Origin of the sequence: Qipengyuania algicola, from assembly GCF_042492175.1 — a bacterium.
GTDB lineage: Bacteria > Pseudomonadota > Alphaproteobacteria > Sphingomonadales > Sphingomonadaceae > CAJXSN01.
In genome coordinates this window covers 2249188-2268084 of record NZ_CP170453.1, presented here as the reverse complement: position 1 = coordinate 2268084, position 18897 = coordinate 2249188, and the positions used below count along the sequence as shown (strand labels likewise).

At 59.9% G+C, this 18897-nt stretch carries 16 protein-coding genes; 13 read left to right on the top strand and 3 right to left on the bottom strand.

The genetic code is table 11. From position 1 onward, the window contains the following. The first annotated feature begins 101 nt into the window (after positions 1-101). From ACFCW2_RS10780 to ACFCW2_RS10770, 3 genes are read left to right on the top strand one after another with little or no spacing between them, the layout of a single operon-like run. Complete coding sequence (locus tag ACFCW2_RS10780; RefSeq protein ID WP_379546310.1) at positions 102-896, top strand: SDR family NAD(P)-dependent oxidoreductase; 795 nt, start codon at positions 102-104, stop codon at positions 894-896. Next, positions 893-1612, top strand: coding sequence for a cytochrome b/b6 domain-containing protein (locus ACFCW2_RS10775; protein ID WP_379546308.1), 720 nt, complete (start codon positions 893-895; stop codon positions 1610-1612). Before ACFCW2_RS10780 ends, ACFCW2_RS10775 begins: the two co-directional genes overlap by 4 nt. Continuing rightward, positions 1609-2349, top strand: coding sequence for a molybdopterin-dependent oxidoreductase (locus ACFCW2_RS10770; RefSeq protein WP_379546306.1), 741 nt, complete (start codon positions 1609-1611; stop codon positions 2347-2349). Before ACFCW2_RS10775 ends, ACFCW2_RS10770 begins: the two co-directional genes overlap by 4 nt. On the opposite strand, the gene ACFCW2_RS10765 is transcribed toward ACFCW2_RS10770, so the two are convergent. Beyond that, positions 2350-2790, bottom strand: coding sequence for a DUF1801 domain-containing protein (locus ACFCW2_RS10765; RefSeq protein WP_379546305.1), 441 nt, complete (start codon positions 2788-2790; stop codon positions 2350-2352). Positions 2791-2882: 92 nt separating this feature from the next. On the opposite strand from ACFCW2_RS10765, the gene ACFCW2_RS10760 reads away from it, so the two are divergent. The 4 genes from ACFCW2_RS10760 (at position 2883) to ACFCW2_RS10745 (ending at position 7777) form a co-directional block, all read left to right on the top strand. After that, positions 2883-4142 carry a class I SAM-dependent methyltransferase gene (locus ACFCW2_RS10760; protein ID WP_379546303.1) on the top strand — a complete coding sequence of 420 codons (1260 nt, stop codon included), beginning with the start codon at positions 2883-2885 and terminating at the stop codon, positions 4140-4142. 113 nt (positions 4143-4255) lie between these two features. After that, entirely contained in the window at positions 4256-4930 is a 675-nt protein-coding gene (locus ACFCW2_RS10755) for a hypothetical protein (protein WP_379546302.1), read from the top strand. Between the two features lie 140 nt (positions 4931-5070). Beyond that, positions 5071-6291 carry an argininosuccinate synthase gene (locus ACFCW2_RS10750; RefSeq protein ID WP_379546300.1) on the top strand — a complete coding sequence of 407 codons (1221 nt, stop codon included), beginning with the start codon at positions 5071-5073 and terminating at the stop codon, positions 6289-6291. A gap of 886 nt (positions 6292-7177) precedes the next feature. Then, positions 7178-7777 carry a septal ring lytic transglycosylase RlpA family protein gene (locus ACFCW2_RS10745; protein ID WP_379546298.1) on the top strand — a complete coding sequence of 200 codons (600 nt, stop codon included), beginning with the start codon at positions 7178-7180 and terminating at the stop codon, positions 7775-7777. Positions 7778-7807: 30 nt separating this feature from the next. Here the strand turns inward: ACFCW2_RS10745 and ACFCW2_RS10740 are convergent, their stop codons facing one another. Next, the gene (locus ACFCW2_RS10740) at positions 7808-8113 is read right to left on the bottom strand and encodes a hypothetical protein (protein ID WP_379546296.1); all 306 of its coding nucleotides are present in this window, start codon (positions 8111-8113) and stop codon (positions 7808-7810) included. Positions 8114-8484: 371 nt separating this feature from the next. Here ACFCW2_RS10740 and ACFCW2_RS10735 point away from each other — a divergent pair, with 371 nt between their 5' ends. The 3 genes from ACFCW2_RS10735 (at position 8485) to ACFCW2_RS10725 (ending at position 11030) form a co-directional block, all read left to right on the top strand. Beyond that, on the top strand, positions 8485-8889 hold the full coding sequence (locus tag ACFCW2_RS10735; protein WP_379546294.1) for a GIY-YIG nuclease family protein: 405 nt from the start codon (positions 8485-8487) through the stop codon (positions 8887-8889). Positions 8890-9023: 134 nt separating this feature from the next. Further along, positions 9024-10244, top strand: coding sequence for a DUF262 domain-containing protein (locus ACFCW2_RS10730; RefSeq protein WP_379546292.1), 1221 nt, complete (start codon positions 9024-9026; stop codon positions 10242-10244). After that, complete coding sequence (locus ACFCW2_RS10725; RefSeq protein ID WP_379546290.1) at positions 10245-11030, top strand: HEPN domain-containing protein; 786 nt, start codon at positions 10245-10247, stop codon at positions 11028-11030. A gap of 11 nt (positions 11031-11041) precedes the next feature. On the opposite strand, the gene uvrA is transcribed toward ACFCW2_RS10725, so the two are convergent. Next, a complete protein-coding gene (gene uvrA / locus ACFCW2_RS10720; RefSeq protein ID WP_379546288.1) occupies positions 11042-13957 on the bottom strand; it encodes an excinuclease ABC subunit UvrA in 2916 nt (971 codons plus the stop codon). A gap of 96 nt (positions 13958-14053) precedes the next feature. Between uvrA and ACFCW2_RS10715 the strand changes: the two genes are divergently transcribed. From ACFCW2_RS10715 to ACFCW2_RS10705, 3 genes are all read left to right on the top strand, one after another. After that, positions 14054-15400, top strand: a complete 1347-nt coding sequence (locus tag ACFCW2_RS10715) for a hypothetical protein (protein WP_379546286.1) — start codon at positions 14054-14056, stop codon at positions 15398-15400. Between the two features lie 278 nt (positions 15401-15678). Beyond that, complete coding sequence (locus ACFCW2_RS10710) at positions 15679-16362, top strand: lysozyme (RefSeq protein WP_379546285.1); 684 nt, start codon at positions 15679-15681, stop codon at positions 16360-16362. A 221-nt stretch (positions 16363-16583) separates the two neighbouring features. After that, positions 16584-18884: a M3 family metallopeptidase gene (locus tag ACFCW2_RS10705; protein WP_379546283.1), complete on the top strand. Its 2301-nt coding sequence runs from the start codon at positions 16584-16586 to the stop codon at positions 18882-18884. The last annotated feature ends 13 nt before the right edge of the window (positions 18885-18897 follow it).

Below are 18897 nucleotides of genomic sequence, written 5' to 3'. Positions count from 1 at the left end.
GCGCGTTCTTCCGCTGGGAAGAGCGCGCCCTTTTTTGTGCATATGTGCGCTGCTGCGCTCTCACCGCTTTCCACCTTGGCCCTGCCGTGCTCAAAGGGGGCGTGCACACACAGAACCCATCGCAATTGCCGGCTGTCCTGATTACCGGCGGAGCGCAGCGGATCGGCGCCGGTCTCAGCCGCGCTTTCGGCGAAGCGGGGTGGCATGTCGTGATCCACTATCGCAACAGCGGCGCGCAGGCAGAGGCGCTTGCCGCCAGCCTGCCCAGCGCGGAGACGATTGGCTTCGATCTCGCGGATGCCGACGCGCTGGCCAATGCGGTGCAGTCCCTCGCCGCGCGTCTGCCCGATTGGCGCGCGCTGGTGAACTGCGCGTCGGTCTTCGCCTATGACAGTGTAACCGGGCTGGACCCTGCGACGTATAATCAGGCCATGACCGTCAATGCTCTTGCCTCCGTGACCCTCGCCCAGGGGTTTCTGAAACACGCGCAGGCGGCCGAAGGGCGGCGGGTGATCCAGTTCACCGACATGAAGCTGGAAAACACCAATCCCGACTTCTTCAGCTACACGATGAGCAAGCACGCCGTGGCCGGAGCCATTCCGATGCTGTCGATGGCGCTGCCCGATGCGCGTGACCGGATCTACGGGCTCGCACCCGGCGCGATCCTCGCCAGCCACGATCAGGCGGAGGAGGAAACCGATATCTCCCATCGCCTGAACCTGCTCAATCGCAAGACCGGACTGGAAGAGATCACCGACACAGCGCTGTTCATGGCCGGGGGCTGGCTGGAAAGCGGCACCACGGTATTCGTGGACAGCGGGCAGCATCTGCTGCAACAATCGCGCGACGTCATCTATCTTGCACGGGAAGGGTCAAACCAGGGGGTACCGGCATGACAAAACCAGCGAAGAAACACGCGCTAGCCACACGGCTATGGCACTGGACCAACCTGATCTGCATCGTAGTGCTGTTCATGTCCGGCCTGAACATCAGCAACGGCCACCGCCGCCTCTATTGGGGCGATTGGGGCTTTGCGCCGGAACATGCATGGCTGGAAGTGCCGCGCTTCCCCGGCTGGATGACCATTCCCGACTATTACAGCCTGTCGCAGGCGCGTGACTGGCATATCCTGACGGCATGGCCCTTCGCGCTTGCGCTGCTCCTGATGTGGATCGCCATGCTGGTGAACCGCCATTTCCAGCGCGACATCACCACCACCCGCCGTGAATGGAAACCCGCCGCGGTGTGGGCCGACATCAAGGCGCATCTCCGGTTCGATTTCGAGCATGCCGGGGGCAAGTACAACTTCCTGCAGAAGGTCGCCTATGGCCTCGTCTTCGGCGTGTTCCTGCCGATGATGGTGTTTACCGGCATGGCGATCAGCCCCGGCGTCGAACCATGGCTCGGCTGGCTGACCGAGGTGCTGGGCGGCCGCCAGAGCGCGCGCTCGCTGCACTTCATCTTTGCATGGGCGGTCTTCGGCTTCTTCGTGATCCATGTGGCGCTGGTGATCGTCCACAAACCGCTGCATCACTTGCGCGGAATGATAACCGGCGGACGGCTGGAGGAAAGCGACAAGCCCGCGGCAGACATCAAAGGGGAAACGACATGAAACGGCGCAACTTCCTCATCGCGATGGGTGCAGGCTTTGTCGCAGGATGCCAGAAAATCGGCGATACCGCTCCGGGCAAGGCTTTGCTCGAGGCCGCGCCCAATTGGCACAAGGCGGTGCACGACGCGCTTGGTGGGCGCACCGCACTTGCCCCTGAATTCGGCCCAGAAGACGTGTCGCCCTATTTCCGTGGCAATGGCTCCACCAATCCGACCAATGGCGACTATCAGGCGCAGGCCGAGGCCGAGTTCGCCAATTGGGAAATCGCGGTTGGCGGGATGGTCGACAATCCGATGCGCCTGACGATGGCGAATTTGCGCGCCCTGCCCCAGCGCACGCAGATCACCCGCCACGATTGCGTAGAAGGGTGGAGCGCGATCGGCGAGTGGACCGGACCGCAGCTGTCCACCATTCTCGATGCAGCCAAAGTGCAGGACGGCGCGCGCTTTATCGTGTTCCGCTGCGCCGACAATCTGAACGGGGACGACTATTACGAGAGTGTCGACATGCTCGATGCCTATCACCCGCAGACCATCGTGGCGCACAAGCTCAATGGTGAGGATTTGCCGATCAAGAACGGCGCCCCCGCCCGCATGCGGATCGAGCGGCAGCTGGGCTACAAGCACGCCAAATATGTGACGGGGATCGAGGCCGTCGCTAGCCTGGACGGCATCGGCGAAGGCAAAGGCGGGTATTGGGAAGACCGTGCCGGTTACCAATGGTATGCCGGCGTGTGATCAGTCCTCCGGATACAGGCGGAGCATGGCCTCCCAGTCGTTCCGGATCATCTCCTCCAGCACATCCATGTCCACATCGGCCAGCTTGTTGATGTAGAGGCAGCTTTTGCCGGTCTTGTGCTTACCGAGCTTTGTCAGCAATGCATCGCGCCTCTCGCCCGTTAGCTCGTCGCAATATCCGCCCATCAGATACAGCGAGTGCTTGGCCTTGCGGGGGCTGAAACCGGTCCGCAGCCAACGCACCTTGCGCCCGCTGGCATAGGTAGTGCGATAAGAGCCATAGCCCACGATGCTGGGGCCCCACATGGCCGGCTCGTGCCCGGTAATGCGGCGGAACAGGGCATCGATTTCAAACGCATCGTCGCGCTTGGCAGGTGGCTCGACCGCTTCCAGAAAGTCGGCTGGGTTGATCTTGGTTTGCTTGGTCTTTGCTTCGGCCATGGACCGCATCTTAGCGCGGTTATGGGCATTGCGCCAATTTATGGCATAGATGGTGCCCTTGGTCGCACAGCGGATCATCAGGGGGAGAGAGAATGAGCGTCCGACTTCTCAAGAAACTGCTCGGCAGCAAAGTTACCAAAGGCACTCTCGAACTCATCTCGCATGACGGCAGCAGCGAGACGTTCGGCCAGCCCACCGAAGGCTATCCCGACGTCGCGGTCCGGCTGGCTGACAGCAAGGTGGCGCGGGACATATTGCTCGATCCGCGTCTGGGCGCAGGGGAATGCTTTATGGATAGCCGCCTGATTGTGGAGCGCGGCGGGATCATGGAGATGGTCCAGCTGATCCGGATGAATACGCCGTGGGAAAAGGGCGGCAGGCTGAAAGCGCCCTCCCCGCTCAAACGCGCAAAGAACCATCTGTCGTTCCTCGCCAATTCGTTCAATCGCCCGGACAGCGCCAAGCGCAATATCGCCCACCACTACGATATCGGCAACGATCTCTACGCGCTGTTTCTGGACGAGAAGCACTGGCAATATAGCTGCGCCTACTGGCCCGGCTATCCGGAAAACAACGACATGACGCTGGGCGAAGCGCAGGAAGCGAAGCTGGCGCATATTGCCGCCAAGCTCGCATTGGAACCGGGGATGCGCGTCGTCGAGATCGGCTGCGGCTGGGGCGGCCTCGCCATCTATCTGGCGCGCAATTTCGACGTGCATGTGACAGGCATTACTCTCAGCGTCGAACAGGCAAAACTGGCCAAAGAGCGTGCCGAAGCCGCCGGAGTGGCCGACAGGATCGACTTCAAACTGATCGACTACCGCGAATTTGCCGAAAGCGGCGAACAGTTCGACCGGGTGGTCTCCATCGCCATGTTCGAAGCCGTCGGGCAACCGCAATTTGAGACCTATTTCCGGTGCTGCGGCAATCTGATGAAGGAAGATGGTGTGTTTCTGATGCACACGATCGGGCGGATGGGCGGCCCCGGCTCCACCGATGCCTTTACTTCCAAATACATCTTCCCGGGCGGCTATATTCCGGCCCTCAGCGAAACTCTGGCAGCCAGCGAAAAGGTCCGCCTGATCGCCACCGACGTGGAAACGCTGCGGCTGCACTATGCGCCGACTTTGCGGGCATGGTATGACCGGTGCGAGGCGAACAAGGACGCGATTGTCGACATGTTCGACCAGCGGTTCTACAATATGTGGACCTTCTATCTCGCCGGAGCGACAGCTGCCTTCGAAAGCGGGGGCATGTGCAACTACCAGGTCCAGTATTGCCGCAGCCGCGATGCCCTGCCCATCACGCGGGATTACATACAAGAAAACGAGCGCAAGCTGATGGCCCGGTAGGACTGTGATCGCCGGAAGCCGCCCACTTTTTAAAGACAGCATCTGAACCTCCTTCGCACCTCGCACGACCCTTGGTCATCGCCGCCCATGGCGACCACGCGAAGGAGGAACACATGATCAAGAATTTCACACGCATGGCCCTGATGGCCGGCACCATTGCAATGACCACCACCGCCGCATCGGCCGAGGACACGCACGCTATTCTCGCCGGCATGGATTGCGCCGCCGACGAGATGTTTCTCGACCGGACTTCCGGCTCGGAAGACAATTACGGCGGCGCTCTGGACCCGGCCACCCCGCGCGCCAATCTTGCGGATTCCCCGGCCATCGCAAATTACAACACGACAATCGGCGCGACCACCAACCGGCAATACGATCAGGGCGGCAACAACCGCTTCTTCATCGATACGATCCGCAATCTGCGCCCCGCCGGTAAGCAGGCCACGCAGGCGATGTTGCTGATCCGGATGAAATCGACCGGCGGCCAGTTCGATACCGATTCGCTTCTGTTCGGCGACCTGCGCCGTCACGGCGATACGTCACCCGGCGGCACGGGCCTCATGCAGCCAAGCGATTTCGCCTCGGCCAAGGCCGATAACATGGGCGCCACTGGTTGGAGCCAGACGGGCGACATCTATCACGCCGATCTCAGCACCATCATGACCCGCGACGGCAGTCGCTCGCTGCTCGACATTATCAATGCGGGCAATGACCGTTCGCTCGACGTGCTGGTGCAGGACGATGCGAATGTCGACTTCATCAAGATCGCGACCTGCGTCGCACCCTGATCGAGCTCTCGGCAACCATTCTGGCCGCTTCTGTCCCGCGCGGACAGGGGCGGCCATTTTGCATCCCGCCCAATCCAGCCCTTTGCAGCCGAGCCCCGCCCTGATACCGGCGGGCGCCTGCACCAAACAGAGGGTTCCAAATGTCGGATGTGAAGCGCGTCGTCCTTGCCTATTCGGGCGGTCTCGACACCAGTGTGATTGCCAAATGGCTCGAAGTGGAGCGCGGCTGCGAGGTCGTGACATTCACCGCCGATCTCGGACAGGGCGAGGAAATCGAGCCGGCCCGCGACAAGGCGCGCGCCATGGGCATTCCCGACAAGCATATCTTCATTGAGGACGTGCGCGAGGAATTTGTCCGCGACTACGTCTTCCCGATGATGCGCGCCAATGCACGCTATGAAGGCGACTATCTGCTCGGCACCTCGATCGCCCGCCCGCTGATATCCAAACGCCTGGTCGAGATCGCCCACGAGACCGGTGCCGATGCGATTGCCCATGGCGCCACCGGTAAAGGCAACGATCAGGTCCGTTTCGAACTGTCGGCCTATGCGCTCGATCCCGATATCAAAGTCATCGCCCCATGGCGCGAATGGGACCTGACCAGCCGCACTGCCCTGATCGCCTGGGCCGAGAAGCACCAGATCGCAGTGCCGAAAGACAAGCGCGGCGAGAGTCCGTTCTCCACCGATGCCAATCTGCTGCACACGTCCTCCGAAGGAAAGGTGCTGGAAGATCCATGGGAAGAGACGCCGGGCTATGTCTATTCTCGCACCGTCGATCCTGAAGACGCGCCCGACACCCCCGAATACATCACCATCGATTTCGAACGCGGCGACGGCGTGGCGCTGAATGGCGAGGCGATGAGCCCGGCCGGGCTTCTGGCCGCCCTCAACGACCTCGGCCGCAAGCACGGTATCGGCAGGCTCGATCTGGTCGAGAACCGCTTCGTCGGGATGAAGTCCCGGGGCATGTATGAAACGCCGGGCGGCGAGATCTATGCCCGCGCCCATCGCGGGATCGAGCAGATCACGCTGGATGGCGGCGCGGCGCATATGAAGGACGAGCTGATGCCGCGCTATGCCGAGCTCATCTATAACGGCTTCTGGTTCGCTCCCGAGCGCGAAATGCTGCAAGCGGCAATCGATCACAGCCAGCAGCGGGTATCGGGCACCGTGCGTCTGAAGCTGTATAAGGGGAATGCAAGCGTCGTCGGTCGCAAAAGCCCGCAATCGCTCTACTCCGAAGCGCATGTCACCTTCGAGGACGACGCCGGGGCCTATGACCAGCAGGACGCGCACGGCTTTATCCGGCTCAATGCGCTGCGCCTGAAACTGCTAGCGAAGCGAAATTCCGTTACGTAACCCAGGCTTTGCGGCGAAGCGTTGAGTTTTCCACCACCGTCCACAGGCAATATCGCCGAAAGGGGATAGCTCGCGCCTTACCCCCTTGCCCGACTCGGAAAACAGGCGCAGCTTCAGTTCATCAGAGAGGCAAGACAACTTCGAGGTTCCAGCCCTTAGGGGTTGAAATTACGAGGGAAATCGAACCGAACTGACGTGATGGCTACTGTCCACGCGAAGGAAGAGTGCCTGTTGGAAAAGGCTTAGGCTGGATCCAAAAGGCGCGATGATGCCGGAGCGAAGTGAAGCGATCACGGGCTGGAAGACCCGGTCGGATAGAGGTGGAAAGATGGAAATGCTTTGCATGGAAATCGGCCCGTCATAAGTCTGACCATCACGGGAAAGCCAGTCTCGGTAAGGACCGGACGAGGCCGGTACGAAAGGACACGCGAAAATCTTCGGATGGACGCGAGACCGGACGGCCCCTCAACCGACCAAGCCGGATGCCGGTGCGAGCGCCGGTGACAGACCTGCCCTCCCGGCTTGCCGGAGAAGCAGGGAAACACCAGGCGCCAAGCGCGCTTTGAAACGGCGGACCGCAAGGAAAGCCATGACGAAGTGACCACGCGGCGGTGAGAGTGGGGTCGGCAGCAATGCCGGCCCCATTTGCATTTCAGGGGTCCTTTTTGGGGATATCATCGCCGGAACGGGTCGGACCCGCTCGCCCCATCACCCTGAAATCGTGCAGGTTTTCTCCCCCGCGCTCTTGGCCTTGAACGCACCGCCCTGTTTGGTGCCCCCTTTTGTCGCAATTCGGCCACGATTCGGGACGAGTCGCACCGGAACCGCGCCGAGCGACCCCCGCGCCCCTTCACCTGACGTGTGCGTAAGGCGTATATCGCGCCCCATGATGAAGGCACCGTCTCTTTCGCTGTTCGTGCGCCCCGCCCTGTTGGCAGGCGCTGCGACGCTGCTCGCCCTTCCCGCTCAGGCGTCTGCGCCGGGCATCGCGCTCCCGCTGGCCCAGATGGCGGCGGGCGAAGCGGCTGCGGCCGATGCCGAGCCTGCTTTCGAGGAAAGCTTCGAACGGTTTGACGATCTGCCCGACGCGCCCGAACCGGTGGGCAATGTGGTCGATATCGACACGATCGAGCCGCCCATCGAAGTCGAGAAGCCCAAGCCTGCACCCGAGCCCGCCACCAATGCGCGCAGCGGGCGTTCGCTCGGCACCGGCATCGCCTCCTATTACGGCAAGCGGTTCCATGGCCGCCTGACCGCGAATGGCGAGCGGTTCAATATGAACGCGATGACCGCCGCGCACAAAACCCTGCGCTTCGGCACGAAGGTCCGCGTGACCAACCCGCGCAATGGCAAGTCCGTGGTGGTGCGCATCAATGATCGCGGGCCGTTTACGCCGGGCCGCACGATCGACCTCAGCCGCGCCGCAGCGCAGAAGATCGGCCTGATCCAGCGCGGCCATGGCCGGGTGAAGCTGGAACAGATCTAGGCGCGGGAGCGGGCCTGGCCCGCACGCGGTTTAACCGGCAATCGGAATATTGTTCGCCTGCGCGCAGCTGCGGGTGATGCCCATCACCTTCTCGCGGTCACCGCCCAGCACGTCGGTGATCTCCATGCCTTCCTCGGCAAGCCGGTCCACCATACAGCCGCACAGCGCCTCGCCCTTGGCCGCATCGCCGCCCGCCATGCGCCCGAACTGACGCTCGCACTTCGCCATGGAAGCCGCGCGCGCATCCTCCGGCGTAGCCGCCCCGCACCCCGCGAGAACCGTAGCCAAAGCGCCCAGCGCAATGATGCCGCGTGTGCGGTGTGTGTTGCCCGTCATGTCGCCTATCCTCCCGGCTGTGTGGGTCGGGAACGCTGTGTAGCTGCAAGAGAGTTGCGATTGCCTTAGCGCCGCGGCAAGGGCGCGTTGGGCCGACCCGCGCAAGCGCCTATCGGGGCGCCTCCCAACGCCTGCCATCCCGGCCGCCCCCTCCGTCATCCCGGGCGCCCCCTCCGTCATCCGGGCCTTGAGCCGGGACCCAGCTGCCTTTCAGCCCTATCGAGAGCCCCGCCCTGAAGGCCCCGAACAGGACAGTTGAGTGGGTGGTGTCGGGACCGACCTGGAGGTGAATCTACAAGGGTTCCTCCTTGGGGGGATTGAAGGGAACCGGGTTATCTATACAGGTTGGACATGCAGGACAGGATTAACGCATGGCTCATGACGCAACAGTTACCGAACTCGCAGCGGCCATCACCGCGTGCGCCCGGATGCACCGTTTCGGAGTATCGGCCCTGAGTGACAGGTACGACCTGAATGACGATGGCCCGGACAAAGAATTCCCTGAGGCGAAAGCGACGGGTTGTTACTTCATCTTCGATGCCGACGACCGCTTGCTCTATATCGGCAAAGCGTCACTAAAGAGCACGATAGGCCGCCGCCTTTCGACCTACTTCCGATGGAACGCGGGTCGCCTTAAATTACAGCACTCGGGCTGGTCACAGGGTAGAGAACCCGCCTTCGTGCGCGCTGTGTCTGTGGCGGAGCCATATCAGGCAGCATCGTTGGAAGAGTATCTGATCGATCGATTGCAGCCTTCGCAGAATACTCGAAAGTAGGCTTGCGCTATGGAGTAAATTGTCCCCGGAGTTTTGGCCTGAACAGTCCGGACAAGAAAGCCGGCTAGATCGTGGTATTGGCAAATCACAAGAAGCGTGTCACTTGCAAAACATCCCTGCGTAAGAGAAATTTAATGGACAGCAATATCGAGCAAATGAACTTATTTAACGACGACGGCGACGAGGAGCCCTTGCCTGTCCAGATACCTGTCCTTCCGGAAGGAGCGAGCGATCAAGACATCGAAGATTTCTTTCGAAAAGGGCGTTTGTCTGTACAAAAGGAAGAAAATAAGATTTTTCTTACTTATGTCGTTGATTTTATTCGGACTAAGCAGTGGGGGGAACTTCGCCCGGAGTATCAACGGCGACTTAGATGGGATAATAAAAAGAAATCTCGCCTCATAGAGAGCTTCCTAATGAACGTCCCGGTTCCACCAATATTCCTCTATGAGAAGAATATCGGTGAATTTGAGGTGATGGACGGACAACAACGACTTAACGCGATCATTGAATTTTTTGATGGGAACCTGGAGCTAGAAGGCCTCGAGGTTTGGCGCGCCCTAAACGGTCGTACTTTTGCGGGTCTGCCCCCTCTTGTTCGCAAGGGTCTCCAGAGAGCGACTATGTCCACGATTACGCTTACCCCGGAAGACGACGAAACTAATCCATATGCTCATGCTTTAAGGTCTCAGGTTTTTGATCGGCTGAATACAGGCGGCGAAAAACTCAATGCTCAAGAATTGCGCAATGCGCTTTATGGTGGACCATTCAACGAGCAATTGATCCGCCTCTCGGGACTTCCAAAGTTCACCGACGCTTGGAAGATCCCACGTCATGAAGCTCATACGCTTTCTGATGGCGCAGCAGATCAAGTCCTGAGGAATCACTCACTATACAAGCGAATGCTAGATGTAGAGATCGTGTTGCGTTTCTTTGCTTTTCAGGACCCGAAGAAAATTTCAGGATCTGTCCGAAGGATGCTCGACAACATGGCGGAGACTGGCTCCAAACTCAGCATTGCAGCTGCAAATCAAAAAGCTGAAGAATTCGAAACAACATTAAACCTCGCCCATACGGTATTTGGTGATCAACTATTCAGACTTGCACCCAAAAAAGAAGGGGGAGCTACAAGTCCATCACGCCCTCTTTATGATGCTGTCATGGTTGCACTTTTCCAAATGCTCCATGAGAAAGAGACAATTGAACATGCCGCCGATGAAATCCGGGAACGCGTAGTCGCGTTCACTTATAAAGATCATCAAGAATACGATACTTTGGTAGGCCGAGCAAATACGGCGTCTTCGATACAAGATCGAATTAAGCTCATTAAGAAAGAGATAGAAGCGGCTCTGTAAATGGCTCTACACGGCCCTCTTTCACTCGCTGGACTTGAAATAGAACTTGACGCTCTCAGTTCTACCTACGCTGCGCTAGAGACCCAACAAGGCGCGCTACAAAAGATCATCACTCAACACAACGTCTCGTCCTTCTTGCCAACAAATCTCGAGGCGCAAACTCGCCAAGCAACTTACATTCAAGGCATCGACAAAACCATCATAGAAACTTTTCTGTTTGTCGGGATTATCGCTAGTTTTCAGAAATTTATAAAAGTCTTGGTGTCTGACATCTTAACTCACCACACCCAAACCTCGGCGAGGTTCTCGGATATTAGCTCCGGCATACGCGAAGCATATTTGGTGGCGGCTGCAGGAACATATAGGTTCAAGAAAAGTGGCTCAGTGCGCGGAGTTCGCGTAAATTTCCATCGGGTTGAGCAATCTCTAAAAGAGTGCCTCAACGATACTGAAGATTTCACGCTTGAGGGTGAAGCAATAACTTCCGAGATGGGCAATCCAAGTCAGGCAGCCATAGAAAACATATTTGGCAGCTTGGGACTATCCTCACCTTTCAATAATGACTTTGGTGGCCGGCTTCGCGAGTTGGGTTGGTCTGAGGGAACGAGTGATGGCGACAATACCCGAAAGGCATTGGCCATGCTTTCAAGAAACATCGAAAGAAGGAATGACGCAGTTCACGGAATGAGCAAAGTCGTATTTGGCCCGAATGAATTCACCGACATACTAGAGTTTTTCAGAAAATTTGCGACTTCACTATTCGATCAGATCAACAACGGCTTTTAGCGCGCCAATATCTACTCCGCCGCCTCCCTCTGCCGCTCCAGCATCGGCTTCAAATACTGCCCCGTATAGCTCTCGGAAACTGCGGCCACTTCCTCCGGCGTCCCCTCCGCCACAACCTCACCCCCGCGCACGCCGCCATCGGGGCCGAGGTCGAGGATATGGTCCGCAGTTTTGATCACATCCAGATTGTGCTCGATCACCACCACGCTGTTCCCCTGATCCACCAGCCGGTGGAGCACTTCCAGCAATTTGCGCACGTCCTCGAAATGCAGGCCGGTGGTCGGTTCATCCAGAATATACAGCGTCTGGCCGGTGCTGCGTTTGCTCAGTTCCTTGGCCAGTTTCACCCGCTGCGCCTCGCCGCCTGACAGCGTGGTCGCCTGCTGGCCGACCTTGACGTAGCTCAGCCCCACCTCGTTCAGCATATGCATTTTGTCGCGGATGGGGGGGACGGCCTTGAAGAAGCTCTCCGCGTCCTCGATCGTCATGTCCAGCACATCGGCGATGGAGTGGCCCTTGAACTTCACCTCCAGCGTTTCGCGGTTGTAGCGTTTGCCGCCGCATTCCTCGCAGGTGACGTAGACGTCGGGCAGGAAGTGCATCTCGATCTTGATCAGGCCGTCGCCCTGGCACGCCTCGCACCGGCCGCCCTTAACGTTAAAGCTGAACCGGCCGGGCTTGTAGCCGCGCGCCTGCGCTTCGGGCAGGCCGGCGAACCAGTCGCGGATATTGGTGAAGGCGCCGGTGTAGGTGGCGGGGTTGCTGCGCGGGGTGCGTCCGATGGGCGACTGGTCGATCTCGATCACCTTGTCGCAATATTCGAGGCCGGTGACCTTGTCGTGCGCGCCCGCGATGACCCGCGCGCCGTTCAATGTGCGGGCGGCGGCGGCATAGAGCGTGTCGATGGTGAAGCTGGACTTGCCGCTGCCCGAAACGCCGGTGATGCAGGTGAAGGTGCCGAGCGGCAGGCTGGCGGTGACGTTGTCCAAATTGTTCGCCCGCGCGCCATGGACGGTCAGGGTGTGCCCGTTGCCCTTCCGGCGTTCCTTGGGGACCGCGATCTCCCGCCGCCCGGTGAGGTAGTCGGCGGTCATCGAGCGTTTCGAGCGCATGACCTGCTTGAGCGTGCCCTGTGCCACCACCTCGCCCCCGCGCACGCCGGCGCCGGGGCCCAGATCGACCACATGGTCGGCCTGACGGATGGCGTCCTCGTCATGCTCCACCACGATTACCGTGTTGCCGAGATCGCGCAGCCGCTTGAGCGTTTCCAGCAGCCGGTCATTGTCGCGCTGGTGCAGGCCAATGCTGGGCTCGTCGAGCACGTAGAGCACGCCGGAGAGGCCACTGCCGATCTGGCTGGCGAGACGGATGCGCTGGCTCTCCCCGCCGCTCAAGGTGCCCGAAGTCCGGTCGAGATTGAGATAATCCAGCCCGACATTGTCGAGGAAGCCCAGCCGCTCGTTGATTTCCTTAAGGATCGCCTTGGCAATCTGACTCTGCGTTTCGGTGAGCTGCGCGTCGAGGCCGAGGAACCACTCCTTCGCATCGGACACACTCATCCGCGTCGGCGCGCTGATATCGGTGAGCGCGACCTTCACCGCCCGCGCCTTCTCGTTCAGCCGCGCCCCGCCGCATGTCTCGCATGGCTGCGCGGTCTGGAATTTGGCCAGCTCGTCCTGCATCCAAGTGCTCTCGGTCTGCATCAGGCGGCGGTTGAGATTGCCGATCACGCCCTCGAACGGCTTATTGACCGTGTATTGCTTGCGCCCGTCCTTGAATGTCAGCGGCACGCGCGCACCCTTCGTACCATACAGGATGATGTCGTGGTTCGCCTCGCCCAGCTCCTCCCACGGAGTGGTCAGGTCGAAGCCATATTCCTTGGCGAGCGACCCCAGCACCTGCATATAATAGGGCGAAGGCGGATTGCTCTTGGCCCAAGGCACCACCGCGCCCTTCTTGAGGCTGAGTCCCTCGTTCGGCACCACCAGCTGCGGATCGAAAAGCTGCTTCTCGCCCAGCCCATCACAGGTCGGGCAGGCCCCCTGCGGCGAGTTGAAAGAGAACAGGCGCGGCTCGATTTCCTCAATCGTGAAGCCGCTGACCGGACAAGAAAACCGCTCGGAAAACACAATGCGGTTAGCCGGAATGCCAGCCCCCTTCATCGCGCCGCCTTCGGCAGCCTCATCCTCGCGCCCCGGCACCACGCTATCAGCCAGATCGACATAGGCCAGCCCGTCAGCCAGCTTCAGCGCTTGTTCGAAACTGTCGGCAAGGCGGCTTTCCAGCCCTTCCTTCACCGCCAGCCGGTCCACCACGACTTCGATGTCGTGCTTGAACTTCTTGTCGAGCGCAGGCGCGTCTTCGATGCCGTAGATCTCGCCGTCGACCCGCACGCGGGTGAAGCCGGATTTCTGCCACTCGGCCAGTTCCTTGCGATACTCGCCCTTGCGGCCACGCACCACGGGGGCCAGCAGATAGAGCCGCGTGCCTTCTGGCAGCGCCATCACACGGTCGACCATGTTGGAGACCGTCTGCGCCTCGATCGGCTCGCCGGTGGCGGGCGAATACGGCACCCCCACCCGCGCCCATAGCAGCCGCATATAGTCGTAGATTTCGGTGACGGTCGCCACGGTCGAACGCGGATTGCGGCTGGTGGTCTTCTGCTCGATGGAAATCGCCGGGGACAGCCCGTCAATATGCTCAACATCGGGCTTCTGCATCATCTCCAGAAACTGCCGCGCATAGGCCGAAAGGCTCTCGACATAGCGCCGCTGCCCCTCGGCATAGATCGTATCGAAGGCGAGCGAGGATTTGCCGCTGCCCGACAGGCCGGTGATGACGATCAGCGCGTCCCTCGGCAGATCGATATCGACGCCTTTGAGATTATGCTCGCGCGCGCCGCGTACGGAAATTTTTGTCAATGCCATAAGGGATGCGTGTTCCTGTTGTGTTCGGGCCTGTCAAGACAACTGGCATTGAAATGATGCCCCTACCCACCGCTTTCAATCGGCCAGACGATGTCCTTGTTCCCCCCGGAGGTGACACGAACGCGGAAATTCTCTAAAACCGCTCGACAACAGAAAAGAAATATCGGTCGCAATCTGCTCATCTTGGGGGAGAGAGACATGCGCCGTTTTTCGAAATTCCTTACCATCACTGCGTCTGCTGCACTGCTGTCCGGCTGCGCCGCGCAGCATCAGCTGCACCGCGTGGCCGTCGATTATAACGAGATGGTCGCCGAGACGAGCGACGAGTTGACACTGCTCAATATTGTGCGGGCAGCGCATCGCTATCCGATGCATTTCACAACGGTAAGTTCGCTGCGGGGTAATGCGAGCTTCTCGACTTCTGCGAGCCTGTCACCATCATTTCCCGGCACCAATGTGAGCAACGCACCGGGTGGAGAGACAATTTTTGATGAAGGCACCGACGTCAGCTCTAGCCTAGGCGTCAGCGCCAGCTCCTCGCCCAGTTTCGATGTGGCTGTGCTCAACACCGAGAATTTTCAGCGCGGGATCATGCAGCCGCTGCCCGCCAGCCTGATCGAGACGCTGATCGAGCAGGGGTGGCGCGACGATCTGATCGCCATGCTGTTTATCGAGAAGATCACGTTTTTCGGCGAGGACAACAAGGAAATCGGGGTGCTGCAGAACGACCCGGGGGATCCTGAAACAATCTGCTTTCAGGATTTCCTGTTCCGCCACAGACTGATGCCCGATACGATCGAGGCCGAAGATACAAAATTGTTTGACTGGGCCGATGTGCGGGGAAACACCTCGCTGAGCGAGATCGCGACCCTTGATGGTTCGAAATACGATATCGTCAATTCAATACTCGTCCGAAAGGTCAGCGACTCTTTTGTACTCAAGGCGGATCATCAGGGCCTGGGCACTGTCAACGCTGGCGAACGTACCCGCATCGACACGGAAGCGTCGGGAATCTGCAACCTGTCGCTCAGCGCCGATGCAACCGCCAAGGGCTCTTTGTCCTTCCCTGAGGAAGAAGGCGCGACCGACCTGAAAATCGCAGGATCGGGAGAGGAGCGAGAAGCCGGTTTCAAGAAAGCGACGATCACTTTCCGCTCAATCCAGGCAGCATTCTATTTTCTTGGGGAAGTCGTCAGGCCACCCGAAGATGAAAAAGACGTCAAACTTGCCTATCGTTTGCGCAATGGCGCAGCGCTGTTCCAACTACAGGGCAATGGCAGCGGCGCCATCTCGACCGCCTTTCGGGGCTCACGATACTCGGTCGCCGCGCCCGCTTACGATGACCGCTCGGTTCAGGTGATTGCCCTCCTGCAACAGGTTCTGAACCTGCAGAAGAACGCGAAAGACCTGCCGACGACCCAGACGGTCAATATCGTCCCGTAGCGCGAGAGTACCCGCCCCACCCGTTGCCTCACCGCGCCGAGCCGTGGACCGTTCGGGGTCCCCTATCCGTTGAATCAGTAAGACACCGGCCAATCGGCCCGACCAAACCTGATTTTCACAAGGACCCTATGCAAACCCCTGAAAAAATTCAATCTTCCAATTCACCAAATACCGTCAAAGAAGCGCTCCACACTGGCCGGAGACACCGGCGCCGTAAGCGTGACCGTTTAAAGAATGCGCTCCGCACGGCGCGAAACCGGACGCCGGGAGGGCGGCACATGTCGGGCAGCTCAGCCTCTTTCCTCCCCGCTGCCAAAAAGCCCCGGCCCCGCGGGTATAAGCGCAAGCGGGCAGCCCTGATGCTGGGCGGATCGGCCATGATAGTCGGCGCTCAGAGCACCGGAGCCTTCAGTCAATCGCAAGTGTCTGCGCCGCTGCCCGATTCCGTGCAGTCGGCTCCGGTAGAGGCAGCCCGACTACCCGCAGAAGCGCTCAATCCCAGCGACGAGCTGCTTGACGCCATTGTCGAGGAAGAGGGACTGAAATTGACCGTCTACTCCAGTGTGATTGGCAATCCGCTAGTCGGTGCAGGCCATTTGGTCTTGCCGAGCGACGGGCTGCAAGTGGGTGATACGATCAGCCACGAACGCGCTATGCAGTTTCTGAAGGCCGACACCGACCGTGCCGCAGAAGGCGTCCGCGATCTGGTGGGCGATTTGCCGCTCTACCAGAACGAATTCGATGCGCTGGTGGACCTCGTCTACAATGTCGGGATCGGCAAGGTATCGCTGGCCGAAAGCCCCAAGCTCAATGCGGCCATCGCGGCAGGCGATTACGAAGCCATGGCCGAGCAACTGGATTACAGCTCTGCTGCCGGAAAGGTTTTTGGCGGTCTCGAACACCGGAGCGACCGGCGCGCACAGATTTTCGCGCTGGGCCTGTATGACAACACACGCGTCTGATGGATACCAGACGTAGCTACCCATGAACCCCGCAACCGGTCTCGACATTGGTCGAGGCCGTTTGTGTTTTTGACGATAGCACCGGGCACCAGCGCCGCCCCGCCCTTGCATCCGGGGTCAATCTCCGGTTCAAGCGGCGGCATTAAAAGATCGGGGAACGCTGCGCACAGGGGTCGCCTCTGCGCCAAGGGAAAATCCCGCCAGAGAGAGATAACGCCACCATGACGAAACGACTGATTTCCTCCCTTTCCTCCAGCGCCGCGCCCGCCGTTCTGGGGGCCGCCCTTCTCGCAGGATGCTCTACCGTGACCGATACCGAAATGGCCTCCGCCTCCGACACTATGCCTGCTGAAGAAATGGTTGAAGACACAGTCGAAGAAGTCGCTGCCGTGCCGCAGGCCACTGGCTATTTCGCGCAGCCCAGCTCGCTGCCGCTGCAGGCGCCCGATTTCACCAAGGTATCGGATGATGACTACCTGCCTGCCTTCGAACAGGCGATGGCAATCCACAATGCGGAGCTGAGCGCGATCCGCGACAATCCCGCTGCACCGACTTTCGAGAACACCATCGTCGCGCTCGAAACCAGCGGAGCCATGCTCAACCGGGTCGGCGCGATCTTCTTCGCGCTCACCGGCTCCAACACCAATGACACCTTGATTGCCGTACAAACCGAAATCGGCCCGAAGCTCTCGGCGCATTACGACGCGTTCGTGCTCGATCCCGTGCTGTTCCAGCGGGTGAAGGCGATCTACGACCAGCGCGAGGCGCTGGGCCTTGAAGGTGAAGACGCGGTGCTGCTGCGCGAGACCTATGAAGGCATGGTTCAAGCCGGTGCGGAGCTGACCGAAGAGCAGAAGACCGAGGTCAAAGCGATCAACACTCGCCTCTCCGAAGTGACGACCGAGTTTGGCCAGCGCGTGCGCAATGCCACGGTCGAAAATGCGCTGATCGTCGATACGGCCGAAGAGCTGGCCGGCCTGTCCGATGGCGAGATCGAGGCCGCTGCCAAGCTCGCCGCGTCGAAGGACATGGAGGGCAAATACGCCATCGCGCTGCAGAACACGACGCAGCAGCCCAGCCTTCCCAATCTGGAGAACCGGGCTGTGCGCGAAAAGCTGTTCAAGCTGTCTTATAACCGCGCCGATCAGGGTGACGATAACGACACCCGCGCTCTGATCGCGGAAATTGCATCGCTACGGGCGCGCAAGGCGGCGCTGTTCGGCCAGCCCGATTGGGCCAGCTATGTCATGTATGACCGGATGGCCAAAAACCCCAAGACCGCGCTCGATTTCATGGAGCAGATGGTCCCGGCACTCGCCGCAACCCAGCGGCGCGAGGCGGCTTTGCTGAACGAGCAGATCGCGGCAGGCGGCGAGAATTTCGAAGTGAAGCCGTGGGATTGGTATCGCTATGCCGAGCAGGTTCGCAAAGAGAAGTACGACCTCGACGAGAACGCGGTGAAGCCGTATTTCGAGCTGACCCGCGTGCTGGAAGACGGGATCTTCTTCGCCGCGAACAAGCTTTATGGTTTGTCCTTCAAGCAGCGCACCGATCTGCCGGTCTATCACCCCACGGTGACGACGTATGACGTGTTCGAGGAAGACGGCTCGCAGCTCGGCATCTTCTACTTCGATCCGTTCCAGCGCCCCAGCAAGCGCGGCGGAGCGTGGATGAGCAATTTCGTGCGCCAGACCTATCTGGGCGGAACGAAGCCGGTGATCTACAACGTGCTCAACATCCCGCAGGCGGCCGAGGGTGAGCCGCAGCTGGTCAGCTTCGACAACGTCAACACGCTGTTCCACGAATTCGGTCATGCGCTGCACGGCTTCTTCGCGGACCAGAAATACGCCAGCCTGTCGGGCACGGCGACGGCGCGTGATTTTGTGGAATATCCCAGCCAGGTCAACGAGATGTGGGCGACCTATCCCGAAGTGCTGCAGAACTACGCCAAGCATTACGAGACCGGCGAGACGATCCCGACCGAATTGATCGAAAAGATCGAGGCAGCGGCGAAGTTCAACCAGGGCTATGATTTCGGCGAAGTGGTGGAAGCCGCGCTGCTCGACATGAAGTGGCATGCGCTCTCACCCGAAGAGGCGGCGCAAATCACCACGGCAGAGCAGGTCGATGCGTTCGAGCGCAACGCGCTGGAAGAGCTGGGTCTGGAAATCGGCCTGGTGCCGCCGCGCTATCGCAGCAGCTATTTCAACCACATCTTCTCCAGCCCGACCGGCTATTCGAGCGGCTATTACAGCTATCTGTGGACCGAGATGCTCGACCGCGACAGCCGCAAATGGTTCATGGACAATGGCGGCCTGACACGTGCCAACGGCCAGCACCAGCGCGACACCGTGCTCAGCCGTGGCGGCACGATGGACTATTTCGAAATGTTCGAAAACTTCGCCGGTCGCCAGCCCGATGTCACCCCGATGCTGGAAGCACGCGGGCTGATCGCGGGGGACACAGACGCGCTCGACACAGCAGACGGCGCGCTGCCGGGCCGGACTGTCGGCACGAAGTAAGCAGGATGGGCGC

Bases quoted from the DNA above. Each gene is read 5' to 3' on its own strand.
- ACFCW2_RS10765 (WP_379546305.1), bottom strand. From the start codon at position 2,790: ATGGCCGAAGCAAAGACCAAGCAAACCAAGATCAACCCAGCCGACTTT.
- ACFCW2_RS10770 (WP_379546306.1), top strand. From the start codon at position 1,609: ATGAAACGGCGCAACTTCCTCATCGCGATGGGTGCAGGCTTTGTCGCA.
- ACFCW2_RS10760 (WP_379546303.1), top strand. From the start codon at position 2,883: ATGAGCGTCCGACTTCTCAAGAAACTGCTCGGCAGCAAAGTTACCAAA.
- ACFCW2_RS10725 (WP_379546290.1), top strand. From the start codon at position 10,245: ATGGCTCTACACGGCCCTCTTTCACTCGCTGGACTTGAAATAGAACTT.
- ACFCW2_RS10755 (WP_379546302.1), top strand. From the start codon at position 4,256: ATGATCAAGAATTTCACACGCATGGCCCTGATGGCCGGCACCATTGCA.
- ACFCW2_RS10775 (WP_379546308.1), top strand. From the start codon at position 893: ATGACAAAACCAGCGAAGAAACACGCGCTAGCCACACGGCTATGGCAC.
- ACFCW2_RS10735 (WP_379546294.1), top strand. From the start codon at position 8,485: ATGGCTCATGACGCAACAGTTACCGAACTCGCAGCGGCCATCACCGCG.
- ACFCW2_RS10745 (WP_379546298.1), top strand. From the start codon at position 7,178: ATGATGAAGGCACCGTCTCTTTCGCTGTTCGTGCGCCCCGCCCTGTTG.
- ACFCW2_RS10710 (WP_379546285.1), top strand. From the start codon at position 15,679: ATGTCGGGCAGCTCAGCCTCTTTCCTCCCCGCTGCCAAAAAGCCCCGG.
- ACFCW2_RS10750 (WP_379546300.1), top strand. From the start codon at position 5,071: ATGTCGGATGTGAAGCGCGTCGTCCTTGCCTATTCGGGCGGTCTCGAC.
- ACFCW2_RS10740 (WP_379546296.1), bottom strand. From the start codon at position 8,113: ATGACGGGCAACACACACCGCACACGCGGCATCATTGCGCTGGGCGCT.
- ACFCW2_RS10730 (WP_379546292.1), top strand. From the start codon at position 9,024: ATGGACAGCAATATCGAGCAAATGAACTTATTTAACGACGACGGCGAC.
- ACFCW2_RS10705 (WP_379546283.1), top strand. From the start codon at position 16,584: ATGACGAAACGACTGATTTCCTCCCTTTCCTCCAGCGCCGCGCCCGCC.
- uvrA (WP_379546288.1), bottom strand. From the start codon at position 13,957: ATGGCATTGACAAAAATTTCCGTACGCGGCGCGCGCGAGCATAATCTC.